The sequence below is a fragment of the Curtobacterium sp. VKM Ac-2922 genome (assembly GCF_022815645.1).
Lineage (GTDB): Bacteria > Actinomycetota > Actinomycetes > Actinomycetales > Microbacteriaceae > Curtobacterium.
Genome location: NZ_JALGRO010000002.1, coordinates 14,254 through 32,566 on the forward strand (window position 1 = coordinate 14,254; position 18,313 = coordinate 32,566).

An 18,313-nucleotide genomic window follows, 5' to 3' on the forward strand; every position below is an offset into this window, starting at 1 on the left:
CGGTCTGGCCATGACGGACGCACAACTCGAGTCGATCGGCACTGCGATGATCCGCATGCCGTTCTGGTCAACCCAGCGGCTGCGGTCGTTGTCCGGCTACCACAGCCCCGACGACGTCGTCCCGGCACTCTGGGCCGACCCGGAGTTCCGTCGGGCCGTGCGCATCAGCAGCCCACGACTCGCCACAGACGCGGACTGGGCAGCATCGTCCGACGGGATACCTGGGAAGCGGCGCCGCGGCGTGGGTCTCGCGCTCCTGCGGTACGCGATACGGATGTCCAGCAGACCCACACCCTTCGGCGCCTTCGCGGCAGTGGGCACTGTCCCCACGGAGACCGCCTCCGCGAACGGCGTGACGACGGCCATCCGATCCGCCGGGTTCCAGAGTCGGTACCGGATCGGTTCGGGCGCCGCTCAAGGTGCCGTTCTCGCGGCCGAGCGCGAGGTCCTGGAGCAGCTCGAGGTGATGGTCAACCCGACCGCCCACCGCAGGTCCGACCGCTTGGAACTCCTGGTCAACGCGGCGCAGGACCGAGAGACAGCGCATGACCTCCTGTCGGTGCGGTGGACTCCGGCGATGGCGAGGACACTGCAGCTCGCCGCCAGGCCGATCCAGGCAGACGAACTGATGGATGCGCTCATCGGCGACGGGGACCAGGACGGAGAGATCCGCGCACGCGTCGAGTCGTTCGTCCGCACGCTCCTCGCGCGAGGCTTCCTCGTCTCGAGTGCCCGGGCGGCCTTGACCGACCGCGGCGCGGTGGAGCGGGTGGCCGCCATCGAGCCGAGCGGGCGTCTTCGACGCACCGCGGAGCTACTCGAGCGCGGGGAACTCGACGATGCCGCGATCCAGGAGGTCTACGAAGACCTGAAGACCTTCGTCGACTCCGAGACGCAGGAGATGCTCCAGGTCGACGTCGCGGCGACCACCGAGGGAGTCGTGTCGGCCCGACTCATCGGCCGGATCACCGCGGCGGCGACGGCGCTCACCCTCCTCTCTCCGGTACCCGGACGATCGCCAGAGCTCCGCGACTACGCGTTCGCGTTCCAGGAGCGGTACGGGCGGCAGGAGGTGCCTGTCCTCGAGCTGCTCGACGAACTCATCGGGCTCGGCTTCCCACACGGGTACCCCGGTTCGAGCCGCCCCGCCCCGCCCCGGTTCGACGAGCGATGGGAAGCGGACCTCGCGATCCTCCGCCGTCGGCTGACGACTCGAGCTGAGGTCATCGACGGCGTTCCGCGCTGCGAGCTCCTCGACGTGGATCTGTCGCCGTTCCGCACGCGCGGTGACCGTCCGCCCGCGTCACTCGACGTGTTCGCGCTGATCGGCGGCGCTGAGGACCCGGACAGCGCGACGATAGCGCCCGTCGGGGCGACCACCCCGGCAGGCGCGGCGTTCGGGCGCTTCGACGCGATCCTCGACGACGTCGGCGCGGTCCTGCGCCACGGTAGCGAGCTGGAGCTCGCAGCGCAGACCGACACCAGGTTCTGCCACGTCGACTACCTCAACCCGCGACCGCACATGAACAACGTGGCGTTCGCGCCGCAGCAGTTCGACACGGTCATCCCGGTGACGAGCACCGCGCACGCGGCCAACGCGAGTGCACTGCCGCTCGCCGACGTCCTGGTCGGCTGGGCCGACGGCTTCTACCTGCGGAGCGCGAGCACCGGCTCACGGATCGTCGTGCGGAACCCGAACATCCTGAACCGCGTCACACAGCCCGGACTCGTCCGCTTCCTGCTCGATGTCTCTGACGACGGTACGGCGAAGCCCGGCTGGGCGTGGGGTGCACACGAGGAACACGTCGACGTGCTCCCACGTGTCGTCCACGACGGCGTCACGATCGCTCCCGCGCAGTGGCGGCTGCCGGAGACCGCCGGTGACCGCGACGAGTCCGTGGCCGCCCTCCGCGCGTGGCGGGAGGAACACGGAGTCCCGCGCCGGGTGTACATCGGCGTGTACGACAACCGGCTGCTCGTCGACCTCGACGACGATCTGCAAGCAGAGCTACTCCTGCGCGAGCACCGCGCGGGCGCCGCCTGGGTGCAGGAAGGCCCGGAGATGCTCGACTCCCCCGCGATCACCGGGCCGGACGGGCAGCCGAGGCTCGCCGAGATCGTCGTGCCGCTGCGGCGCCGGACGGTCGAACCGCACCCGCCGCTGCCGCCACGGCGCCGATCGGCCGGCACGTCCGCTCCGCAGCCGTCGCGTGGAGACGTTGCAGGAGCGGCGAGCCCGGCATCAGACCTCCGACGGCGATGCGCACCAGGCGTGGAGTGGTGGTCGTTCCGGATCGCCGGGCGACGGAAGGACCAGGACGACGTCCTGCGAGCCATGACAGCAGCCGCGACGACGGCCGGTGCCGAGTTCTTCTTCGTGCGCTACAGCGATCCCGAGGACAACGTCCGGTTCCGTGTCCGTGCCACGACGGCACCCGGCCCGGTGTTCGACTGCGCGGGTGATCTGCTGTCGTCCGGTCGGGTGTCGGACGTCTCGCTCCGCTCCTACGACCGAGAGGTCGAGCGGTACGGCGGTCCGGTGACCTTCCCGCGGTGCGAGGCGCTGTTCTGCAGGACGTCCCTGGCAACGGTCGGACTCCTCGCGGCGCTCCCCGGCGAGCAGGACGTGGACGCTGACCGCCTGACAGCCGGGGCGTTCGTGATCGACGCCTTCCTGCGGGGTCTCGGTGTGGGCGCGGAACGGTCGAGCGCTCTCCTGCGGGGCATGGCAGCCGGGTACGCGATGGAGTTCGCAGAAGACGGACCGGGGCTCCGGCGGGCAGTGCAGCGGGCTCGTCCCGAACGGCGGCCAGCGCTGGCCGCACTCGTGGCGTCGCGACGATCCAGCGCCGCGGGACCGCTCGTGACGGGGGCGCTGGCGCTCAGTGCGGCAACCCGTCTCGATGGACCCGTGATCGTCGACGACGTCCTTGCCGCCGGAGACGACACGGCGTTCGGCGTACTGAGCAGTCTCGTGCACATGCAGGCAAACCGACTGGGTTTCACCCGACAGGAGGAGTACCAGATCGTGCTCGTCCTGCTGGATGGGCTCGCTGCGCGGAAGCATCACGCAGCGACTGAGCAAGGGGGAGTTCGATGACCGACACAGCAAGGGTGCGAACAGTCGTTCGCGACGCGCAGGCAGTCGCTTGGGACACTGTCGAGCGGATCAAGGACGATGCCGAACGGGCGTCCCGACCCACGCCCGACGACTTCACCGGACGGGTCGAGCCACGATGGCACCCTCTCAGCATCGACCAGGGCGACCTCGGTCTCGCCTTCATGTACGCGACCGCCGATCGGATCGACCCGGCTGCGGGGTGGGATGCGGACGCACACCAACACCTCTCGGAGGTCGGCGCCTCGTTCGCCTCGGTGGGACCGATCGGGCCGGGCGCGTTCGGCACCGGCGCAGTGCTCCTCGCGTTCCGGGCCCTCAGCCGAGGCGGAACACGGTACCGACGAGCGGAATCAGAGGCGGAGCGGGTGCTCCGCGAACGTCTTCGCTCGCTCATCCGGTCGAGTCCGCTCCGTGGCGGCCTTCCGACGGCGACCTACGATCTGGCATCGGGCGTGGCTGGCGCACTCATCACCGGCCTCGCGACAGCCGACGCCGACCCGAGCGCACGCCAGACGGTCATCGAAGCCGCAGCAGCACTCTCGATCTGGGCGCGCCACGCCCCGCCGGAGGGACTCTGGACGCCGCCGACCGGGGTGACCGACTTCGAACGGGCGCACCGCCCGGAAACGGCGAGCGGGTACGTCGACCTCGGGTACGCGCACGGGGTCGCCGGCGTACTCGCTGCACTCGGCGGGGCTCATCGCGCGGGGATCACCGTCGACGGGCTCGACGACGCAATCGATCACCTGCGGGCGGAACTCACGGCCGATCTGATCGACACGAAGTGGGGTGTCGACGTCCCGTACCGACGCACGGCTGCGGTCTACAGCGAGTACCTGCCTGCCAGGACTGCGTGGTGTTACGGGGGCCCCGGGGTCGCCCTCGCACTCGCCGTCAGCGCGCGGGACAGGGACGAGATGCGGGCGCCGGAGCAGTTGTGGCGCAGCAGCGTTGACCGGCCCCGCGCAGCGAGGAACACCGCTGGCGCGGGCATCTGCCACGGGACGGCGGGGTTGCTGCTGGTGGGCCGAGCGCTCAGCCGAGCGGGCTTGGCGGTACCGGACACCGATCTCCTGGAACTCGTCGGCGAGATCCTCGATCAACACGACGACGGAAGCCGGTACGGGTTCCGGGACCTCGACCAGCACGGCGTCGCGTTCGACTCCGCCGGGTTCCTCCAGGGCGCAGCAGGTGTCGCCGCGGCCCTGTTGTCGATCACAGAAGATGACCCGTCGCCCGCAGAGACGATCTTCACGGGGGTGGCCGATGTTCGAGCTCGCTGATGTCTCCGTCCGGTACCCCGGCGTTCCGGACCAGGTCTTCTCCGGTGTCGACCTCACACTCGACGAAGGCACCCTGATGGTGCTCGTCGGGCCGAACGGTGCGGGCAAGACGACCTTGCTCCGTGCCATGTGCGGGCTGATCCGACCGACGACCGGCCGCATCGAGCTCGACGGGTGCGACGTGGTGCGGCATCCCGACCGAGCCCAGCGCAGCCTCGGTGTGTCGCTGTACCCCGAACGCAGCTTCTACTTCCGTCTGACGGCTCGGCAGAACCTCCGGTACTTCGCGGCGTTGCGGGGCCTCGGTCGTCGCGCTGCGATGTCCGAGGTGGACCGCGTCCTCACCGTCGCCGGTCTCGAAGAACACGAGTCGCTGCCGTTCATGCGTCTGTCGCTCGGGCTGCGGAAGCGACTCGGCTTCGCACGGGCGCTCCTCGGCGCGCCGAGCACGCTCCTCCTCGACGAACCACTCGCGAACCTCGATGCAGCGAGTTCTGCTGCCGTCGTGGAACACCTTGCCTCGCTCCGCGATGCCGGTCACCGAGTGGTCCTGTCGACGCACGAGGCGAGCGGTGTCGCGTCCCTGGTCGACGTCGTCGGACAGCTCAAGGACGGCCGTCTCACGACGACCGACGAGCGCACCGCACTCGTCCTCGGCAAGACGGTGATGGTCGAGACCGAACCGACGCCGCCCCCCACTGCGCTCGTGTCTGGCTGGTCGACCACGACCTACGGTTTCTCCCAGATGATCGGTGCCGACGATGACATCACCCCGCTGCTCGCCTCGCTGGGTACGGCTGGATTCCGCGCAGTCCGCGTCGGCACACGCCAGGAGGCCTCCGTGCTGCCCGTCTCGGAGGTGCTGGTGTGAGGACTCTCGAGCAGCTGCGGATGGTGCTGGTGCGCTCCGTCTGGGAGCGTCGGACCTACCGGACCGCGGTGGTGCTGGGCGTGGTGACTGCCGTGGTCGGCTGCCTCCAGTTCGCGATCATGGGCCAGTTCCTGCAGACGGGCAACTCCTTCCCCGGTCTGCAGGCGTACGGCGGGGACATCCTCTCCTTCCTGCTCACCGGGTCGATCTTCACCGGTTTCGTGAACATCTCGCTGGGCACGTTCTCACGGTTCGTGCAGAACGAGCAGCGGTCGGGGACGTTGGAGTCGCTGGTGGTGTCGAACGTCTCGCTGCTTCGCCTGATGATCTACCACGGCGTCGTCGGCATGGTCGGCACGGTCCTCAGCTCGGCGGTGATGCTGGTCGCCTTCGGGTTCGTCTTCCACGTCCCGTTCGACATCGACGTGTGGGCGTCGGCGCTGGTCCTCGTGGTGCTCGTGCTCACGATGGGCAGTCTCGGGCTCGCAGGGTGCGGCGTTCTGCTCGTCACGAAGCGCGGCGACCCCATCACCTGGGTGCTCACGACGCTGACGGTCCTGATGTCCGGGGTGCTCTACCCGACATCGGTGCTGCCGACCTGGATGTCCGCGACTGCGCAGTGGCTCCCGACCACCCGGGCTCTCGACGCGATGCGTCTGACACTCGGTGCGCACGGTGACGTCGCAGCGGTCGCCCCTGACCTGCTCGTCCTCGTCGTGTGGTGCCTCGTCGCCATGCCGGTCGGTGTGTGGACGTTCCGGACCGGCCTCCGACGCGCGCGCCGTGCCGGGTCGTTGGCAGAGTTCTGACGCGTCGCAAGTCGCGTGACGACGAAGGCCCTACGAGTCGTGCGCGACCGAGCCGTCTCGACACGTTCGTCGACTCCGGTGGACACATCGAGACGGGCGCAGCGATCTGAGGGGGGCGATGCTGCTGTCGGGCCGCAGCCACGACCCTGGAGAACGCACCATGAAGCCGACCGAAGCGAAGCGGCAGCCCTGAGAGCACAGGGAACGGGTCTTCACCGCGCCCCGTCAGCGCTCGGTGTCGTCCCCGACGCCGAGCAACGTCGGCACGAACAGGCCGACCGCCAGCGCGAGGAGCGCGACCGCACCGGCGACCGCCAGCCAGATGCCGCCGACCGGGCCGGCATCCCCGAACCGCCCGACCACCACGAACGCCACCGCCTGCGCACCGATCTGCACCGCGATGAACCGCAGTGCCGAGGGCAGGAGCGCTCGCAGCTGCACCCGCGCGGTCCGCGGCATCCACGCCCAGAGCAGACCCGTCGCCAGCACGAGGTGCGTCGTCAGGACGAGGACCACCAGGCTCGTCCCGTCCAGGCCCGCGAGCGCGAGCTGCACGACGAGCAGCGCGGCGAACGGGCCGCGGGGCAGGAGCGCTGCGGCCACCGCGAGGACCACCGCCACGACGAGCCAACCACTCGCGCCGATAACGACGACTGACCCGACGACCCCGGCGACCAGGCCGAGCGCGCCGATCGTCCACGCCGGGACAGCCGGACCGATGGACGGGGCTCCGGCGCGCTCCGCCCGCGATCCGACACTCATCCGGCCCTCCGTGGACGGCTCAGCAGCCGCAGCTGCACGGCCGGGGAACCGCCGTCGCCCGCCTGCCAACGGATCAGTTCGACGCCGGTCGCGGCCATCTCCGCGAGCCGGTCGTCGCGTTCGAGGGTGACGAGCCGGAACGCTGCCCGCTCCCACTTGTCCGCGGCACTCGTGTCCGGTGTGGGGAGCACGTCGACCGCGACCACCCGGTGTCCGGTGGCCGCCCACGTCATGGCCATCGCCGCGGCCTGATCGTCGAGGAAGGTCGACAGGACGACCACCAGCGACGCTGCCGGCACGAGGGGCATGCGCGCGGTCGACACCGCCTCACCGCCCGGGGTCACGGACGCGATCGTCGAACGGAGTCGCTCGAGGTGCCGGGTCCCGCCGCCGGGTTCGACCGAGCGTGCGGTCCCGGCCAGGTCGCGGAAGCCGACCCGGTCCCCCGCGCTGATGTAGGCGGTCGCCAGCGAGACGGCAGACTCGCGCGCAAGGTCGAGCGACGTGGCTTCGTGCGCCGCGTGCCGTGCGCCGCCCCACTCCGTCACGTCGGAACCGAGGTCATCGCGGCCGTCGACGACGAGGACGACGAGCGCGTCCGCCGTCGCGAAGGTGCGCCGGACGTACAGGTCGCCAGGCTGCGAGGCCCGACGTGCAGTCCGCCGCCAGTCGATGCGCCGCAGCCGGTCTCCCGGTGCGAACAGTGCGACGTCGCGGAACTCTCCCCCGTCGCCCGGGCGAGTGGAGTCGTGCGCTCCGGTGATGCCCGTCACCCGACGCGGCATCGGCAGGTGCTGCATGCGCAGGTGCGGCGGTGGGATGACGGCTGCGTGGACGGGGCCCGGCGCCGGCACCGTGACCGCGAGGCCACCCCGTCCGAGCAGCGAGACGTGTGTCCGCAGGATCTCCTGCGGCCCGGAGTGCGCGATCGGAACGGTCCCGGCCAGGTCCTCCGCCCTGCCGGGGCCGACCACCACGACGTGCCGGCGGCCGCCCACGACCCGGAACTCGAGTGCGACTGCCTCGGCAGACGGCGGCAGCGACGCCGCCGTGCGGTAGGCGACACCGCGGCCGGAGGCGGACGGGGCGAGCGTCGTCGCCACCCTGATGGCAGCGCCGCCCAGGCGCACCCGCGCACCGAACGCCGCTGTCACCAGGATCGGCAACGCCACGACCGCGAGCTCGGCTCGCCCCAGGACCAGTCCGAGCCCGGCGAGGAACACCCCGGCGGCGAGCGCGGACACGAGTGCCGGGTTGCGCGCCCACGCGGGCGTGATGTCGGAGCCGGCCGACGGGCGGGCGGCGGCTTCGTCGGGAACGCTCACCGCGCCTCCAGGCCGGATGCGCCGGACGCACCGGACCCACCGGACGCACCGGACGCACCGGACCCACCAGCACCGGCACCGGCACCGGCACCGGCACCGGACCCACCCACCCCGACCACCGGCGGTCCCGGCACCTGCGCGACGATGCTGCGGATGACCTGCGCCGGGTCCACCCCGTTCGCCCATGCCTGCGGCGTCAGCGAGATCCGGTGGGTGAGCACGGCGACCGCAGCGGTCTTGACGTCCTCCGGCGTCACGAAGTCCCGCCCGTCCATGACCGCCCGAGCGCGTCCGACCAGCATCAGTGCCTGCGCTCCGCGCGGCGATGCCCCGACCTGCACGTCCCGATGGGTCCGGGTCGCGCCGGCCAGGTCGACACAGTACAGGGCGATGTCGTCGTCGACGTGCACGCCCTCGACGCTCGCCTGCATGCGCAGCAACTCGGACGCGTCGATCACGGCGGGGACGTCCGCCACCTCGTGTCGCCGACGGACCCGGTTGAGCAGCACCCGCTGCTCGCCCTCGCGGCTCGGGTACCCGACGGACAACCGCACCATGAAGCGGTCGAGTTGGGCCTCCGGCAGCGCGTACGTGCCCTCGTACTCGATCGGGTTCGACGTCGCCAGGACGTGGAACGGCCGCGGGAGCGGGAACCCCTCACCCTCGACCGTCACCTGCCCCTCCGCCATCGCCTCGAGCAGCGCCGACTGCGTCTTCGGCGACGTCCGGTTGATCTCGTCGGCCAGGAACATCCCAGCGAAGACGGGACCCGGCCGGAAGACGAACTCGGCGGTCGCCGGGGCGTAGACGAACGAGCCGGTGATGTCGGCCGGCAGCAGGTCCGGCGTGCACTGCAACCGACGGAAGTCGAGCCCGCATGCGGCGGCCAGGCTCCGCGCCGCCAGGGTCTTGCCGAGCCCGGGGACGTCCTCGAAGAGCACGTGCCCGCCCGCCAGGACGCTCGCGAACGCCAGCTCGAGCGGCTCGCGCATCCCGACGACGACCGAGCCGACCGTGTCGAGCACGTCCCGCGCGCGTGCGGCGACGTCGGCGATGGGCATGTCGGGTGCCGTTCCGGGCGGGGTCACGGTCATGGCTGCCTCTCGGTCACTGTGCGCTCGATCGCTGTGCGCTGGGTGGTGGGTTCGATCGCCTCGATCGCGGTGAGGACGGCACCGAACGCGGCGAGGTCCACCTCGGGTCGCCGGTCGCTCAGCAGGACGATGACGACCGTGGGCGGGATGACCGCTTCGATCGCAGCGCGGTCGGCCGGGTCGTCCAGATCGAGTCGGTGGTGCGTCCGCAGGCGGTGCCGCGCGACCGCGCGAGCACGGGCGAGCGCCCGCTCCGGCACGCCGCCGTGGGACCGGAGGGTCCACGCGGTCTGGGACAGCTCGCGGCGGGCGCCGGGCGCGGTCCGGACTGGAGGCTCGGGCCAGGTCAGCGGGACACCGTCGCGGACCGCGGTCCACGTCAGGCCCACCGCGGCGACGACGCCGCCGACCGCGAACGACTGCACGACGCCGACGCCGAAGAACCAGGTGATCCCGGCCGCGACCACGGCGAGCAGGACGACACCGACGGTGGACCGGCGGGTCACGATCGGTCCGCCGGAGCGCCGGCCCACTGCCGGTCCAGCGTCTGCAGCGCATCACGCACCGCCTGGACGTCGGCCGCGGTGGCGGGAACGCCCCCGAACCGCACGGCGAGGTAGCAGCGACGCAGGGTGGCGAGCGCGGTCTCGTCGACGTCGAGCTGCCGGAGGATCCGCGTGGTGAACTCCGTCGGGGTCTCGGCGGCCCCGCGGTGGAAGCCGGCGTCCTCGGCGGACTCCTGCAGCCCGAGCCACGCGGCGGTGACCGCGTCGGAGGGGTCCCGCGGCTCCGACAGCTCGTCGAGCGCTCGACCGATCCCCCGCCGGATGTGCGCCAGCCCGACCGCCGCCGAGGGGTCGACGGCGACGTCCACGGCGAGCGCGCCCACGTCGATCTGGTCCGGGCGGACACGGCGGCGTCGGTTGCGCAGCAGGTACCACAGCACCAGGACCACGAGCACGCCGACGATCACCGTCGCGACGACGAGGACCCACGTGGTGTCGACGTGCTGGGCAGCGCGTGCGCCGAGCGGCTGCGGTTCGCCGGTGGACTGCGGCTGAGCGGTCTGCTGCTGCGGCGGGACACTGGCCCGGGCGACCGTCGGTGACCACCGTGCGCCGGTCATGACGGGGCGCGCTCCGAGGCCGGCTGCGACGACGACCAGCGCACCGAGAACGAACGTGACGACGGGGACGAGCGGGGAGCCCCCACGGTGCGGACCGTCGTCGTTCGCCATGGCGTCACGCTACCCCGCGAGCGCCGTCCTGCCTGCGAACCGCTTGCCCGATCAGGGCCGTGGCGATCCGGTCCGCCGCGTGCGGCGCCTTCGCGAGTGCATGGACGACTGCGGTGACCCCTCCGGCACTCGCGATGACGGCGCCCGCAGCGCGGACCTCCCCGTTGATCCACGTCGACTTCCCGTGCCGCTGCCAACTCACCGTCCGGGCCGGTTCCGCATCGGGGGCGAGCGCCCAGTCGGCGTACCGGCACAGGTCGTCGAAGGTGGACCAGATCCCCCCAGCCGCCGCGTAGGGGGACGCTCCGAGCGCCCACGGCGTGATCGCGCGCCCGAAGAACAGCGTCGGGATCACTCGCTCCACCGGGTCAGGCGCGATGGTCGCGGTGGTGATGCCCGCCGGCTGGAGCACGTGCTCTGTCACCGCGGAGAACCAGTCGCCGTGGACGACGTCGAGGACCGCACCGAGCAGGGCGTACCCGAGGTTCGAGTACACGAACTGTCCGCGGGGTGTCACCGGCACCGCTGCCGACAGGTCGAGCGGACGGCCGACCGTTCTCCGGTAGGGATCGCGGAACGGGTTGCCGGCCATCCCGTCCGGAAGCCGTGGGAGTCCTGACGTGTGGTGGACGAGGTCGGCGATCGTCACCCTGTCGTCGGGCACACCGGACAGGTAGTGCGCGACGGGCCGCTCGACGTCGAGCGTCGACCACGCGGTCGTGCCGACGAGCCCCTTCGTGATGCTCCCCCACTCCAGCAGGGATGCCGATGCGTACGGCCCGCGGGGTTCCCGCACGGTCGCCCAGCCGTCGTCCGTCCGGAGGCTGGCGCGCCAGTCGCCAGAGGTCTTCCGCGGATCCCGCATCGGACCTATCCGACTGCCCGATGCGCCGCGACGACGCTCCACAGCGCCCCGGCGACCAACACCGCCGCACACAGGATCACCGCGACCGAGTCGTTCTCCCGCCCCACGGCGATCGAGCCGCCACCGAGCACGATCACCGCGCCCGTGGCGACGCCTGTCGGCAGGATCGCAGCCTGGTGTCCTCGGCGCCAGGCTGCGTCGTCCTGCATGGTCGCTCGGGTTCGGACGCCGACGAACGGATTCCGCCCGATCACGCCGCGGGCAGGCAGGACGACGAAGATGACCGTCAGGATCGCCGCGATCATCACGATGACGACCATCGCGCCCCCTCTCCACATGCACGAGTGCACACCCGTCGCATCATCATTTCACACAACACGTTCCACGTGCCAGGTTCGGTCTACCCCAGCGGCTCGACGCCGTAGCTGGTGACCACCGCGCGCAACTCGTCCAGGTACGTCTGCGCCTGCACGGTGAGGGGAACGGAGGCGTGCGCGATCCACCCGATCTCGATGCGTTCGTCGACGTCGAGCGGGATGGCGACGATCTCCGGGTCCAGGTCGTCGCTGATCAGCCCCGTCGAGATCGTGTACCCGCCCAGACCGATCATCAGGTTGAAGATCGTCGCCCGGTCCGACACCCGGATCTCCCGCTTGCTGGACATCGTCGACAGGATCTCCTCGGCCAGGTAGAAGGAGTTGTTTGCACCCTGGTCGAACGTCAGTCGGGGCAGGTCCGCCAGGTCGGCCAGGGTCGCGCGCTCCTGTGCGGCGAGCGGGTTCCGCCGGGCGACGAAGATGTGCGGCTGGGCGACGAACAGCGGCGTGAACACGACCCCGGCGTCCCGCAGCAGTTTCCCGAGGACCTGCCGGTTGAAGTCGTTGCGGTACAGGATGCCGACCTCGCTGCGCAGGGTGCGGACGTCCTCGATGATGTCCCAGGTGCGGGTCTCACGGAGCGAGAACTCGTACTCGTCCGCAGCGGCCGCCTCGACCATCCGGACGAACGCCTCGACGGCGAACGAGTAGTGCTGCGCGGACACCCCGAGCAGCCGGCGCGACGGCTGCCCGCCGACGTACCGCTGCTCGAGCAGCGAGACCTGCTCGACCACCTGCCGGGCGTACCCGAGGAACTCGACGCCGTCGACGGTGAGGACGACACCACGCGCCGAACGCACGAAGAGCGCCCGGCCGATCCTGGCCTCCAGGTCCTTCATCGCCGCCGACAGCGTCGGCTGCGCGACGTACAGCAGATCGGCCGCAGAGCTGATCGACCCCTCGGTCGCGACCTCGATGAAGTACCGCAGCTGCTGCAGGGTGATGTCGTTCGAGACACGTGCCATAGGCGCAGGCTATACCAGGGCATAGCGACAGGGAGTTACCCGATGACCCGCGCCTCCCGTCATGATCGGGGGATGGCGAATGACCTGACCTTCAGCATCACGCGGACGCGGTTCGACGAGGACTACTCCCCCGCGGACAGCTCCCGGCTGACCACGAACTTCGCCAACTTGGCGCGCGGCGAGCACCGTCAGCAGAACCTGCGCAGCGCCCTCGCGATGATCGACCGGCGGTGCAACGACCTGGCGGCGGGCGACTCCGACGACGACCGCTTCCGCGTCGAACTCGACATCGTCTCCGTCGCGGCCCACTTCGTCGAGCACGGTGTGGACGAGCAGTTCCCCCTGCTCGAGATGCTCGACGTCGCGATCCTCGACCAGCACACCGGCGAGCGCCACCAGGGGATCCTGGGCAACAACTTCTCGTCGTACCTGCGCGACTACGACTTCGCCGTCCTGCTGCCGTCGCTGAAGGACGGCACCGGCGCACCCACCATCCCGTCCGACTTCGGCGAGCTCCACGGGGCGCTCTTCCAGCGATTCCTGGAGTCCGACGCCTTCCGGTCGCAGTTCGATGCCGAGCCCGTGGTCTGCATCAGCGTCTCCACCAGTCAGACCTACCGGCAGACGGAGTACGTCCACCCGGTCCTGGGCGCCGAGTACGCGCACGAGCACTCCTCGCTCACCGACGACTACTTCGGTCGGATGGGGATGCAGGTCCGCTACTTCATGCCGCCCGGGGCCAAGGCGCCGCTGGCGTTCTACACGCGCGGCGACCTGGTCAGCGACTACTCGGACCTGCAGCTCATCGGCACGATCAGCACCATGGAGACGTTCCAGAAGATCTACCGACCGGAGATCTACAACGCCGACACGGCCGCGCCGAGCGTCTACCGCCCGAGCCTGTCGCACACGGACTTCTCGACTCCCTCGGTCACGTACGACCGCGAGGAACGCAGCCGCCTTGCCGTCACCCAGGGTCGCTACACCGAGGAGCACCTCGTGAAGCCGCACCGAGCACTCCTCGAGCAGTGGGCCACCAACCCCGCTGCCCTGACCCACTGACCTGTTAGGAACTCCACGAGCATGAGCACCCTTCTGCCCACCGCCATCGTCGGCAGTCTGCCGAAGCCGTCCTGGCTCGCCGAGCCCGAGAAGCTCTGGTCCCCCTGGCAGCTGGAAGGCGCGGCGCTGGCCGAGGGCAAGCAGGACGCGCTCCGGGCCGCCGTGCATGAGCAAGAGCGCCACGGCCTGGACATCATCAGCGACGGCGAGCAGACCCGCCAGCACTTCGTCACCACGTTCATCGAGCACCTGGACGGCGTCGACCTCGAGCGCAAGGAGACCGTCCGGATCCGTAACCGGTACGACGCGGCGGTCCCGACCGTGGTCGGTGCCGTAAGCCGCCGCCAGCCGGTGTTCGTCGAGGACGCGAAGTTCCTGCGGGCCCAGACCGACCGGCCGATCAAGTGGGCGCTGCCCGGCCCGATGACCATGATCGACACCCTCTCCGACCAGCACTACAAGAGCCGCGAGAAGCTGGCGTGGGAGTTCGCCACGATCCTCAACCAAGAGGCCCGCGAGCTCGAAGCCGCCGGCGTGGACATCATCCAGTTCGACGAGCCCGCCTTCACGGTCTTCCACGACGAGGTGCAGGACTGGGGCGTCGCCGCACTCGAACGGGCCGCCGAGGGACTGCGCGCCGAGACCGTCGTGCACATCTGTTACGGCTACGGCATCGAGGCGAACAACACGTGGAAGGAGACGCTCGGCGCGGAGTGGCGCCAGTACGAGCAGTCCTTCCCGCTCCTGCAGCAGTCGTCGATCGACACCGTGTCGCTGGAGTGCATCCACTCGCATGTGCCGCTCGAACTCGTCGAATTGATCCGTGGAAAGAAGGTCATGCTCGGCGCCATCGACGTCGCGACCGAGACCGTCGAGACCCCGGAAGAGGTCGCGGAAGTGATTCGCCGCGCACTCGAGTTCGTCGACGCCGACAAGCTCATCCCCAGCTCCAACTGCGGGATGGCGCCGCTTGCGCGGGGCGCGGCGCTCCAGAAGCTCGGCGCCCTGGCCGCAGGCGCGGACATCGTGCGAGCAGAGCTCGCCGAGGTTGCGGTGCCGGCAGCGCACTAGCCACACAGCCTGAAGGCACGGCTCGACACCGTCACGCAGGTCGCGTCGGCAGTGGCGTCACTCCTAGCTGTCGAGGCTCGACTTGTCGAAGTCACCCGCGAAGCACTGCGAACTGCCGTCGATCGTGTAGCCCCGCGGATCTGCCCGGAAGTCGGAGGAGCTGACAGGGCCGCCCCTGCCTCGGACCCCGAGGATCGGATCCTCACCGCCGGTCTGGTAGCGCTCGGTCGTGACCCCGAGCTCCTTCCAGTGGCGTTCCACTGCCACGACATCCGCCCTCGGGTCGGCGCTCGCAGAACGGACCATGGCGTAGACATACTGCACACCGCCTTGCCCCAGGCCGAGACCGCACTTGCCGAGCCGCGGACCGTCTCGAACCTCCCAGCCATCACCCACGACGTCGGTGGACCCCTCGACGAACGCCACGATGGACTGTTTCGCCTGCGCCGGACTCTTCCCGAGCCCGGCGCTGCAACCGGCGAGAACGACGACGAGCAGGATCGCCCCTGCCGAGAGGACAGCGACAAGCATCTTCCGTCGGCTCGCTTGCAATCGGAACACCCTTCCAGATCAGCCCGCGTGTGTAATTCTCACCTTGGTCGAGTGGTCAGCGCTGCCGGACGGGGTCGCTCCACTTCGGGAACGGCTCCGACACACCGGGCTCAGACTCGTCAGGGAAGTCTGCGGGGTCGCGCAGTGCGATCGCCTTGATGAGCTCCGGAGCGTCTCGCGCCCAGAACGCTTCGCTGTACACCCCGAGCGAATACTGCCCGTTCGGCCGCACGCTCCAGGTCACCCACCATCCATCGCCGGTGTCGGCCCTGATCTCGTGATCGGTCCCGACCTTCGCGCTGCCGGAGCGCCACCCTTCTTCATCGAAGTAGCGCTGCATCGGTTCGAGGTCCGCCTCTGCGCCGGTCGCCCCGTCCGGTTCGACGATCCGGACGGCTCGGAAGGAGTAGGAGTTCTGCTTGGTTGCACCCTCTGGGGCCTTGCCGAAGGCAGCATCGCCTGCGGGCAGAGGACGGACGTCTCCACCGTTCCAGTACCACCTGCCGTTCGAGATCTGCCGCTGCGCGGCCGCGAGCACAGCCTGCCCGTGCTCGTACCGCTCGCCAGCAAGCTCGAACTCCTCCTGCAACGAGAGATCGCCAACCTGCGCCTGCGTCTTGCCTGCCGCGTCTCGTGCGTTCTGTCCGGTCACGTCGTCTCCTCTGCCTGCGCCGCCCGAGGCGCATCCGGTCGTCGCGAGCATCACGGCGGCGAGCATGGTCGCGATCGCGCCGCGCAGTCGGGGGCGATTCTTGACGGTCATGGCCCCATCTTCCCGTCTGCGACGATCTGCGCCAGCGTGTGGAGCGTGGTCGAGTCTTGCGACAGGTACCCGACGTCGTCCGAATCGGAGTCGTGCCACATGTCGTGTCCCGTCACCCCGTAGGTGCCGTCCCCCGCTTCGGAAGAGAACTCCTGTACGCCGTCGAACCCGAGCGGATCCGCTCGTGTGGCGACGCCCACCCACTGGCCGACCGGCGCGAGCGGATCGTCCTTCGCGGCCGTCGCGTAGACGTTGTCGGCGTGAACGTCCCCGATCTCGGTTCCGCGCGGGAAGCCGACGGAACCGTAGGACACGAACGAATCGACCCGATGCTCCGTCAACTGGAGCCCTTGCACCGCGGTGGTGGAGCCGTACGAATGCGCTGCAACGGTGAAGGTGCCCGGGCCACCCCCTGGCCTGCTGTCGAAGACACCGTCCACGAACGAGGCCAACTCGGCGGCGCCGGACTCCGATCGGTCTGGGAAGCCGACCTCTGCCGGGTTCGGCGCGTGGTAGCCGACCCAGGAGACGACGGCGTAGGTCTGCGATCGATCGTCGATGCGCGCCTGGCGCAGCAGCCCTTCGGCGGCCTGGATGCGCTCCCCCATGCCTGACACGTCGGAACTCATCCCGGGCACGTTCACTGTCACGTTCTCTGCCGTGTCGAGGTCACCCAGCGAGACGGCGGCGACGAGTGCGCCGTCGTGGACTCCGAAGCCCACGAGCTGCGCTGTCTTGGAATCTGAGAGCCCAGGCAGCACTTCCGCGCGAAGATCAGCCTCGTCGACGGCCTCCTGCAGCGCATGGACCTGTTGCTCGAAGTCCGACAGACCGACGCGCTGCTCGCCGAAGCCCATCAGCGTGTACACCTGTTCGGGGTCCTCCACCGCCGCTGCCAACACCGCTCGCGAAGCGATGTCCCTCTTCGCGGCAGGGATGCCGTCGAGGTTGGCGAAGAGGTACTGCGTCGCCAACGGCAAGGACTCGATGTACCCATCCGTCTGCGGGAGCCGGGCGTAGGCGGAGGCGACCTCCGCAGGGGTCAGGCCCGGTCGGAGCAGCCCCGACAGTGCCGGCGACGCGGTCACTGTCGCCACGGCGTCGAGCGTGAGGTTCGAGAGTGCGCTGCCGCCCGCGCGGTCGAAGGCGTTCGCGATGCCTTCGAGCCAGCTCGCCTCCAGCGCGTTCTCTGCCATCAGGCCGTCAAACCCCGACACGACCGTCGAGCCCTCGACCGGCACCCATGAGCAGGCCGAGCGGAAGCGGGTCCAGGCGTTCTTCACCTGGATCAGGTGCTGCGCAGTGCTGTTGTCGGCAGCTCTGCTGGCCCCGACGAACGTCAGCAGCGCATCGGGATCAGCGGAGGAAGTGCCCCCCGAGCTTCCGCCGCCAGTGCGCGGGCGCGCCCTCGGGGCAAAGGTCGCCGTGACCGGAGTCGGGTGGGCCGCGGTGTCATCCGGACGTGGGTCGACCACGCCGTCGATGTAAGCCGATGCCACGGCGAGCGGATCGCCGGACGCGCGACGCTTCGCGCGGTCCGCCTCCCTCGCCCTCCATTCGCGCGATTCCCGGAGCCGGCGCCGCTCAGTGCCGGCTTCCCTCTTCGCTCGTTCGATCGCCGTCCCGAGGTCAGCGAAGACACCGGCAAGGCGCTGGGTGTCCTCCGACCGCATCGTGCTGCCGGTCGTGAAGACCGTTGCGTAACTGCCGCGGAACTCCCAGACCGCGGCCTCGACTCGCACGCGGTTCGCCATCGCCTGCGACCGCAGGTCCCCGGAAGCCCCGTGCGCAGCAGCGATGAGGGCGTCGGCTGCACCGTCATCGAACACAATCGTCACGCACACCCCCGTGTGGATCGCAATCTGGTCTACGAATGTACTGAACGATCGACGTGCCGGTCCATCCAGGTGGCGCGCACCCGATGCCTGGGTCCGCCGACTTCATCTGTCGAGCGGCCGGGTCCAAACCGGACGGTCCGCCGACCGTCGGCTGCTCGAACACTTGCACCGTACTTGACGTCCGATACATTGCCGTTCATGTTCCACAAGCCTAGCGTCTTCATCAGACTGAGCGTGACATCGATCACCACGTGTTCCAGATCAGCGCTCGCTGTCTGGAGCGCTCGCGCCACCATCGCCGCCAGGTGACTCATGGGT

At 70.1% G+C, this 18,313-nt stretch carries 18 protein-coding genes; 6 read left to right on the forward strand and 12 right to left on the reverse strand.

What is annotated here, in order from left to right:
* The first annotated feature begins 10 nt into the window (after nucleotides 1-10).
* The 4 genes from MT346_RS01985 to MT346_RS02000 are packed head-to-tail and all read left to right on the forward strand — an operon-like array spanning nucleotide 11 to nucleotide 6,084.
* Entirely contained in the window at nucleotides 11-3,100 is a 3,090-nt protein-coding gene (locus MT346_RS01985; RefSeq protein WP_243561086.1) for a lantibiotic dehydratase, read from the forward strand.
* Nucleotides 3,097-4,404, forward strand: a complete 1,308-nt coding sequence (locus tag MT346_RS01990; RefSeq protein ID WP_279396611.1) for a lanthionine synthetase LanC family protein — start codon at nucleotides 3,097-3,099, stop codon at nucleotides 4,402-4,404. The genes MT346_RS01985 and MT346_RS01990 overlap by 4 nt, the downstream gene beginning before the upstream one ends.
* Entirely contained in the window at nucleotides 4,388-5,275 is an 888-nt protein-coding gene (locus tag MT346_RS01995) for an ATP-binding cassette domain-containing protein (RefSeq protein WP_243561087.1), read from the forward strand. The genes MT346_RS01990 and MT346_RS01995 overlap by 17 nt, the downstream gene beginning before the upstream one ends.
* Nucleotides 5,272-6,084, forward strand: a complete 813-nt coding sequence (locus tag MT346_RS02000) for an ABC transporter permease (protein WP_243561088.1) — start codon at nucleotides 5,272-5,274, stop codon at nucleotides 6,082-6,084. The genes MT346_RS01995 and MT346_RS02000 overlap by 4 nt, the downstream gene beginning before the upstream one ends.
* Before the next feature lie 225 nt (nucleotides 6,085-6,309).
* On the opposite strand, the gene MT346_RS02005 is transcribed toward MT346_RS02000, so the two are convergent.
* The 8 genes from MT346_RS02005 to MT346_RS02040 all read right to left on the reverse strand — a co-directional run bounded on the left by MT346_RS02005 (nucleotide 6,310) and on the right by MT346_RS02040 (nucleotide 12,709).
* Nucleotides 6,310-6,846, reverse strand: a complete 537-nt coding sequence (locus MT346_RS02005; protein ID WP_243561089.1) for a hypothetical protein — start codon at nucleotides 6,844-6,846, stop codon at nucleotides 6,310-6,312.
* Nucleotides 6,843-8,171 (reverse strand): DUF58 domain-containing protein, encoded by a 1,329-nt coding sequence (locus MT346_RS18295; protein WP_243561090.1) that lies wholly within the window; start codon nucleotides 8,169-8,171, stop codon nucleotides 6,843-6,845. Before MT346_RS18295 ends, MT346_RS02005 begins: the two co-directional genes overlap by 4 nt.
* Nucleotides 8,168-9,265, reverse strand: a complete 1,098-nt coding sequence (locus MT346_RS02015) for a MoxR family ATPase (protein WP_243561091.1) — start codon at nucleotides 9,263-9,265, stop codon at nucleotides 8,168-8,170. The genes MT346_RS18295 and MT346_RS02015 overlap by 4 nt, the downstream gene beginning before the upstream one ends.
* A complete protein-coding gene (locus MT346_RS02020; protein ID WP_243561092.1) occupies nucleotides 9,262-9,771 on the reverse strand; it encodes a hypothetical protein in 510 nt (169 codons plus the stop codon). The genes MT346_RS02015 and MT346_RS02020 overlap by 4 nt, the downstream gene beginning before the upstream one ends.
* Nucleotides 9,768-10,502 (reverse strand): DUF4129 domain-containing protein, encoded by a 735-nt coding sequence (locus MT346_RS02025; RefSeq protein WP_243561093.1) that lies wholly within the window; start codon nucleotides 10,500-10,502, stop codon nucleotides 9,768-9,770. The genes MT346_RS02020 and MT346_RS02025 overlap by 4 nt, the downstream gene beginning before the upstream one ends.
* A gap of 4 nt (nucleotides 10,503-10,506) precedes the next feature.
* Nucleotides 10,507-11,367, reverse strand: coding sequence for a serine hydrolase (locus MT346_RS02030; RefSeq protein ID WP_243561094.1), 861 nt, complete (start codon nucleotides 11,365-11,367; stop codon nucleotides 10,507-10,509).
* A 5-nt stretch (nucleotides 11,368-11,372) separates the two neighbouring features.
* The gene (locus MT346_RS02035; protein ID WP_243561095.1) at nucleotides 11,373-11,687 is read right to left on the reverse strand and encodes an SdpI family protein; all 315 of its coding nucleotides are present in this window, start codon (nucleotides 11,685-11,687) and stop codon (nucleotides 11,373-11,375) included.
* Between the two features lie 80 nt (nucleotides 11,688-11,767).
* Nucleotides 11,768-12,709 (reverse strand): LysR family transcriptional regulator, encoded by a 942-nt coding sequence (locus tag MT346_RS02040; RefSeq protein ID WP_243561096.1) that lies wholly within the window; start codon nucleotides 12,707-12,709, stop codon nucleotides 11,768-11,770.
* A 72-nt stretch (nucleotides 12,710-12,781) separates the two neighbouring features.
* Between MT346_RS02040 and MT346_RS02045 the strand changes: the two genes are divergently transcribed.
* Nucleotides 12,782-13,771 (forward strand): putative oxygenase MesX, encoded by a 990-nt coding sequence (locus MT346_RS02045; RefSeq protein ID WP_243561097.1) that lies wholly within the window; start codon nucleotides 12,782-12,784, stop codon nucleotides 13,769-13,771.
* Nucleotides 13,772-13,792: 21 nt separating this feature from the next.
* Nucleotides 13,793-14,842, forward strand: a complete 1,050-nt coding sequence (locus MT346_RS02050; RefSeq protein ID WP_243561098.1) for a methionine synthase — start codon at nucleotides 13,793-13,795, stop codon at nucleotides 14,840-14,842.
* A 63-nt stretch (nucleotides 14,843-14,905) separates the two neighbouring features.
* On the opposite strand, the gene MT346_RS02055 is transcribed toward MT346_RS02050, so the two are convergent.
* The 4 genes from MT346_RS02055 to MT346_RS02070 form a co-directional block, all read right to left on the reverse strand.
* Complete coding sequence (locus MT346_RS02055; RefSeq protein ID WP_243561099.1) at nucleotides 14,906-15,373, reverse strand: hypothetical protein; 468 nt, start codon at nucleotides 15,371-15,373, stop codon at nucleotides 14,906-14,908.
* 76 nt (nucleotides 15,374-15,449) lie between these two features.
* The gene (locus MT346_RS02060) at nucleotides 15,450-16,157 is read right to left on the reverse strand and encodes a hypothetical protein (protein ID WP_243561100.1); all 708 of its coding nucleotides are present in this window, start codon (nucleotides 16,155-16,157) and stop codon (nucleotides 15,450-15,452) included.
* Nucleotides 16,154-17,995: an alpha/beta hydrolase gene (locus tag MT346_RS18300; RefSeq protein ID WP_243561101.1), complete on the reverse strand. Its 1,842-nt coding sequence runs from the start codon at nucleotides 17,993-17,995 to the stop codon at nucleotides 16,154-16,156. The genes MT346_RS02060 and MT346_RS18300 overlap by 4 nt, the downstream gene beginning before the upstream one ends.
* 29 nt (nucleotides 17,996-18,024) lie before the next feature.
* Entirely contained in the window at nucleotides 18,025-18,309 is a 285-nt protein-coding gene (locus MT346_RS02070) for a hypothetical protein (RefSeq protein ID WP_243561102.1), read from the reverse strand.
* Nucleotides 18,310-18,313 lie beyond the last annotated feature (4 nt).

What these genes read in the sequence shown, in the direction of transcription:
- MT346_RS01995 (WP_243561087.1), top strand. Translation starts at nt 4,388, where the DNA reads ATGTTCGAGCTCGCTGATGTCTCCGTCCGGTACCCCGGCGTTCCGGAC.
- MT346_RS02055 (WP_243561099.1), bottom strand. Translation starts at nt 15,373, where the DNA reads ATGCTTGTCGCTGTCCTCTCGGCAGGGGCGATCCTGCTCGTCGTCGTT.
- MT346_RS02040 (WP_243561096.1), bottom strand. Translation starts at nt 12,709, where the DNA reads ATGGCACGTGTCTCGAACGACATCACCCTGCAGCAGCTGCGGTACTTC.
- MT346_RS02060 (WP_243561100.1), bottom strand. Translation starts at nt 16,157, where the DNA reads ATGACCGTCAAGAATCGCCCCCGACTGCGCGGCGCGATCGCGACCATG.
- MT346_RS01990 (WP_279396611.1), top strand. Translation starts at nt 3,097, where the DNA reads ATGACCGACACAGCAAGGGTGCGAACAGTCGTTCGCGACGCGCAGGCA.
- MT346_RS02030 (WP_243561094.1), bottom strand. Translation starts at nt 11,367, where the DNA reads ATGCGGGATCCGCGGAAGACCTCTGGCGACTGGCGCGCCAGCCTCCGG.
- MT346_RS02070 (WP_243561102.1), bottom strand. Translation starts at nt 18,309, where the DNA reads ATGAGTCACCTGGCGGCGATGGTGGCGCGAGCGCTCCAGACAGCGAGC.
- MT346_RS02045 (WP_243561097.1), top strand. Translation starts at nt 12,782, where the DNA reads ATGGCGAATGACCTGACCTTCAGCATCACGCGGACGCGGTTCGACGAG.
- MT346_RS02015 (WP_243561091.1), bottom strand. Translation starts at nt 9,265, where the DNA reads ATGACCGTGACCCCGCCCGGAACGGCACCCGACATGCCCATCGCCGAC.
- MT346_RS02050 (WP_243561098.1), top strand. Translation starts at nt 13,793, where the DNA reads ATGAGCACCCTTCTGCCCACCGCCATCGTCGGCAGTCTGCCGAAGCCG.
- MT346_RS02005 (WP_243561089.1), bottom strand. Translation starts at nt 6,846, where the DNA reads ATGAGTGTCGGATCGCGGGCGGAGCGCGCCGGAGCCCCGTCCATCGGT.
- MT346_RS01985 (WP_243561086.1), top strand. Translation starts at nt 11, where the DNA reads ATGACGGACGCACAACTCGAGTCGATCGGCACTGCGATGATCCGCATG.
- MT346_RS02025 (WP_243561093.1), bottom strand. Translation starts at nt 10,502, where the DNA reads ATGGCGAACGACGACGGTCCGCACCGTGGGGGCTCCCCGCTCGTCCCC.
- MT346_RS02035 (WP_243561095.1), bottom strand. Translation starts at nt 11,687, where the DNA reads ATGGTCGTCATCGTGATGATCGCGGCGATCCTGACGGTCATCTTCGTC.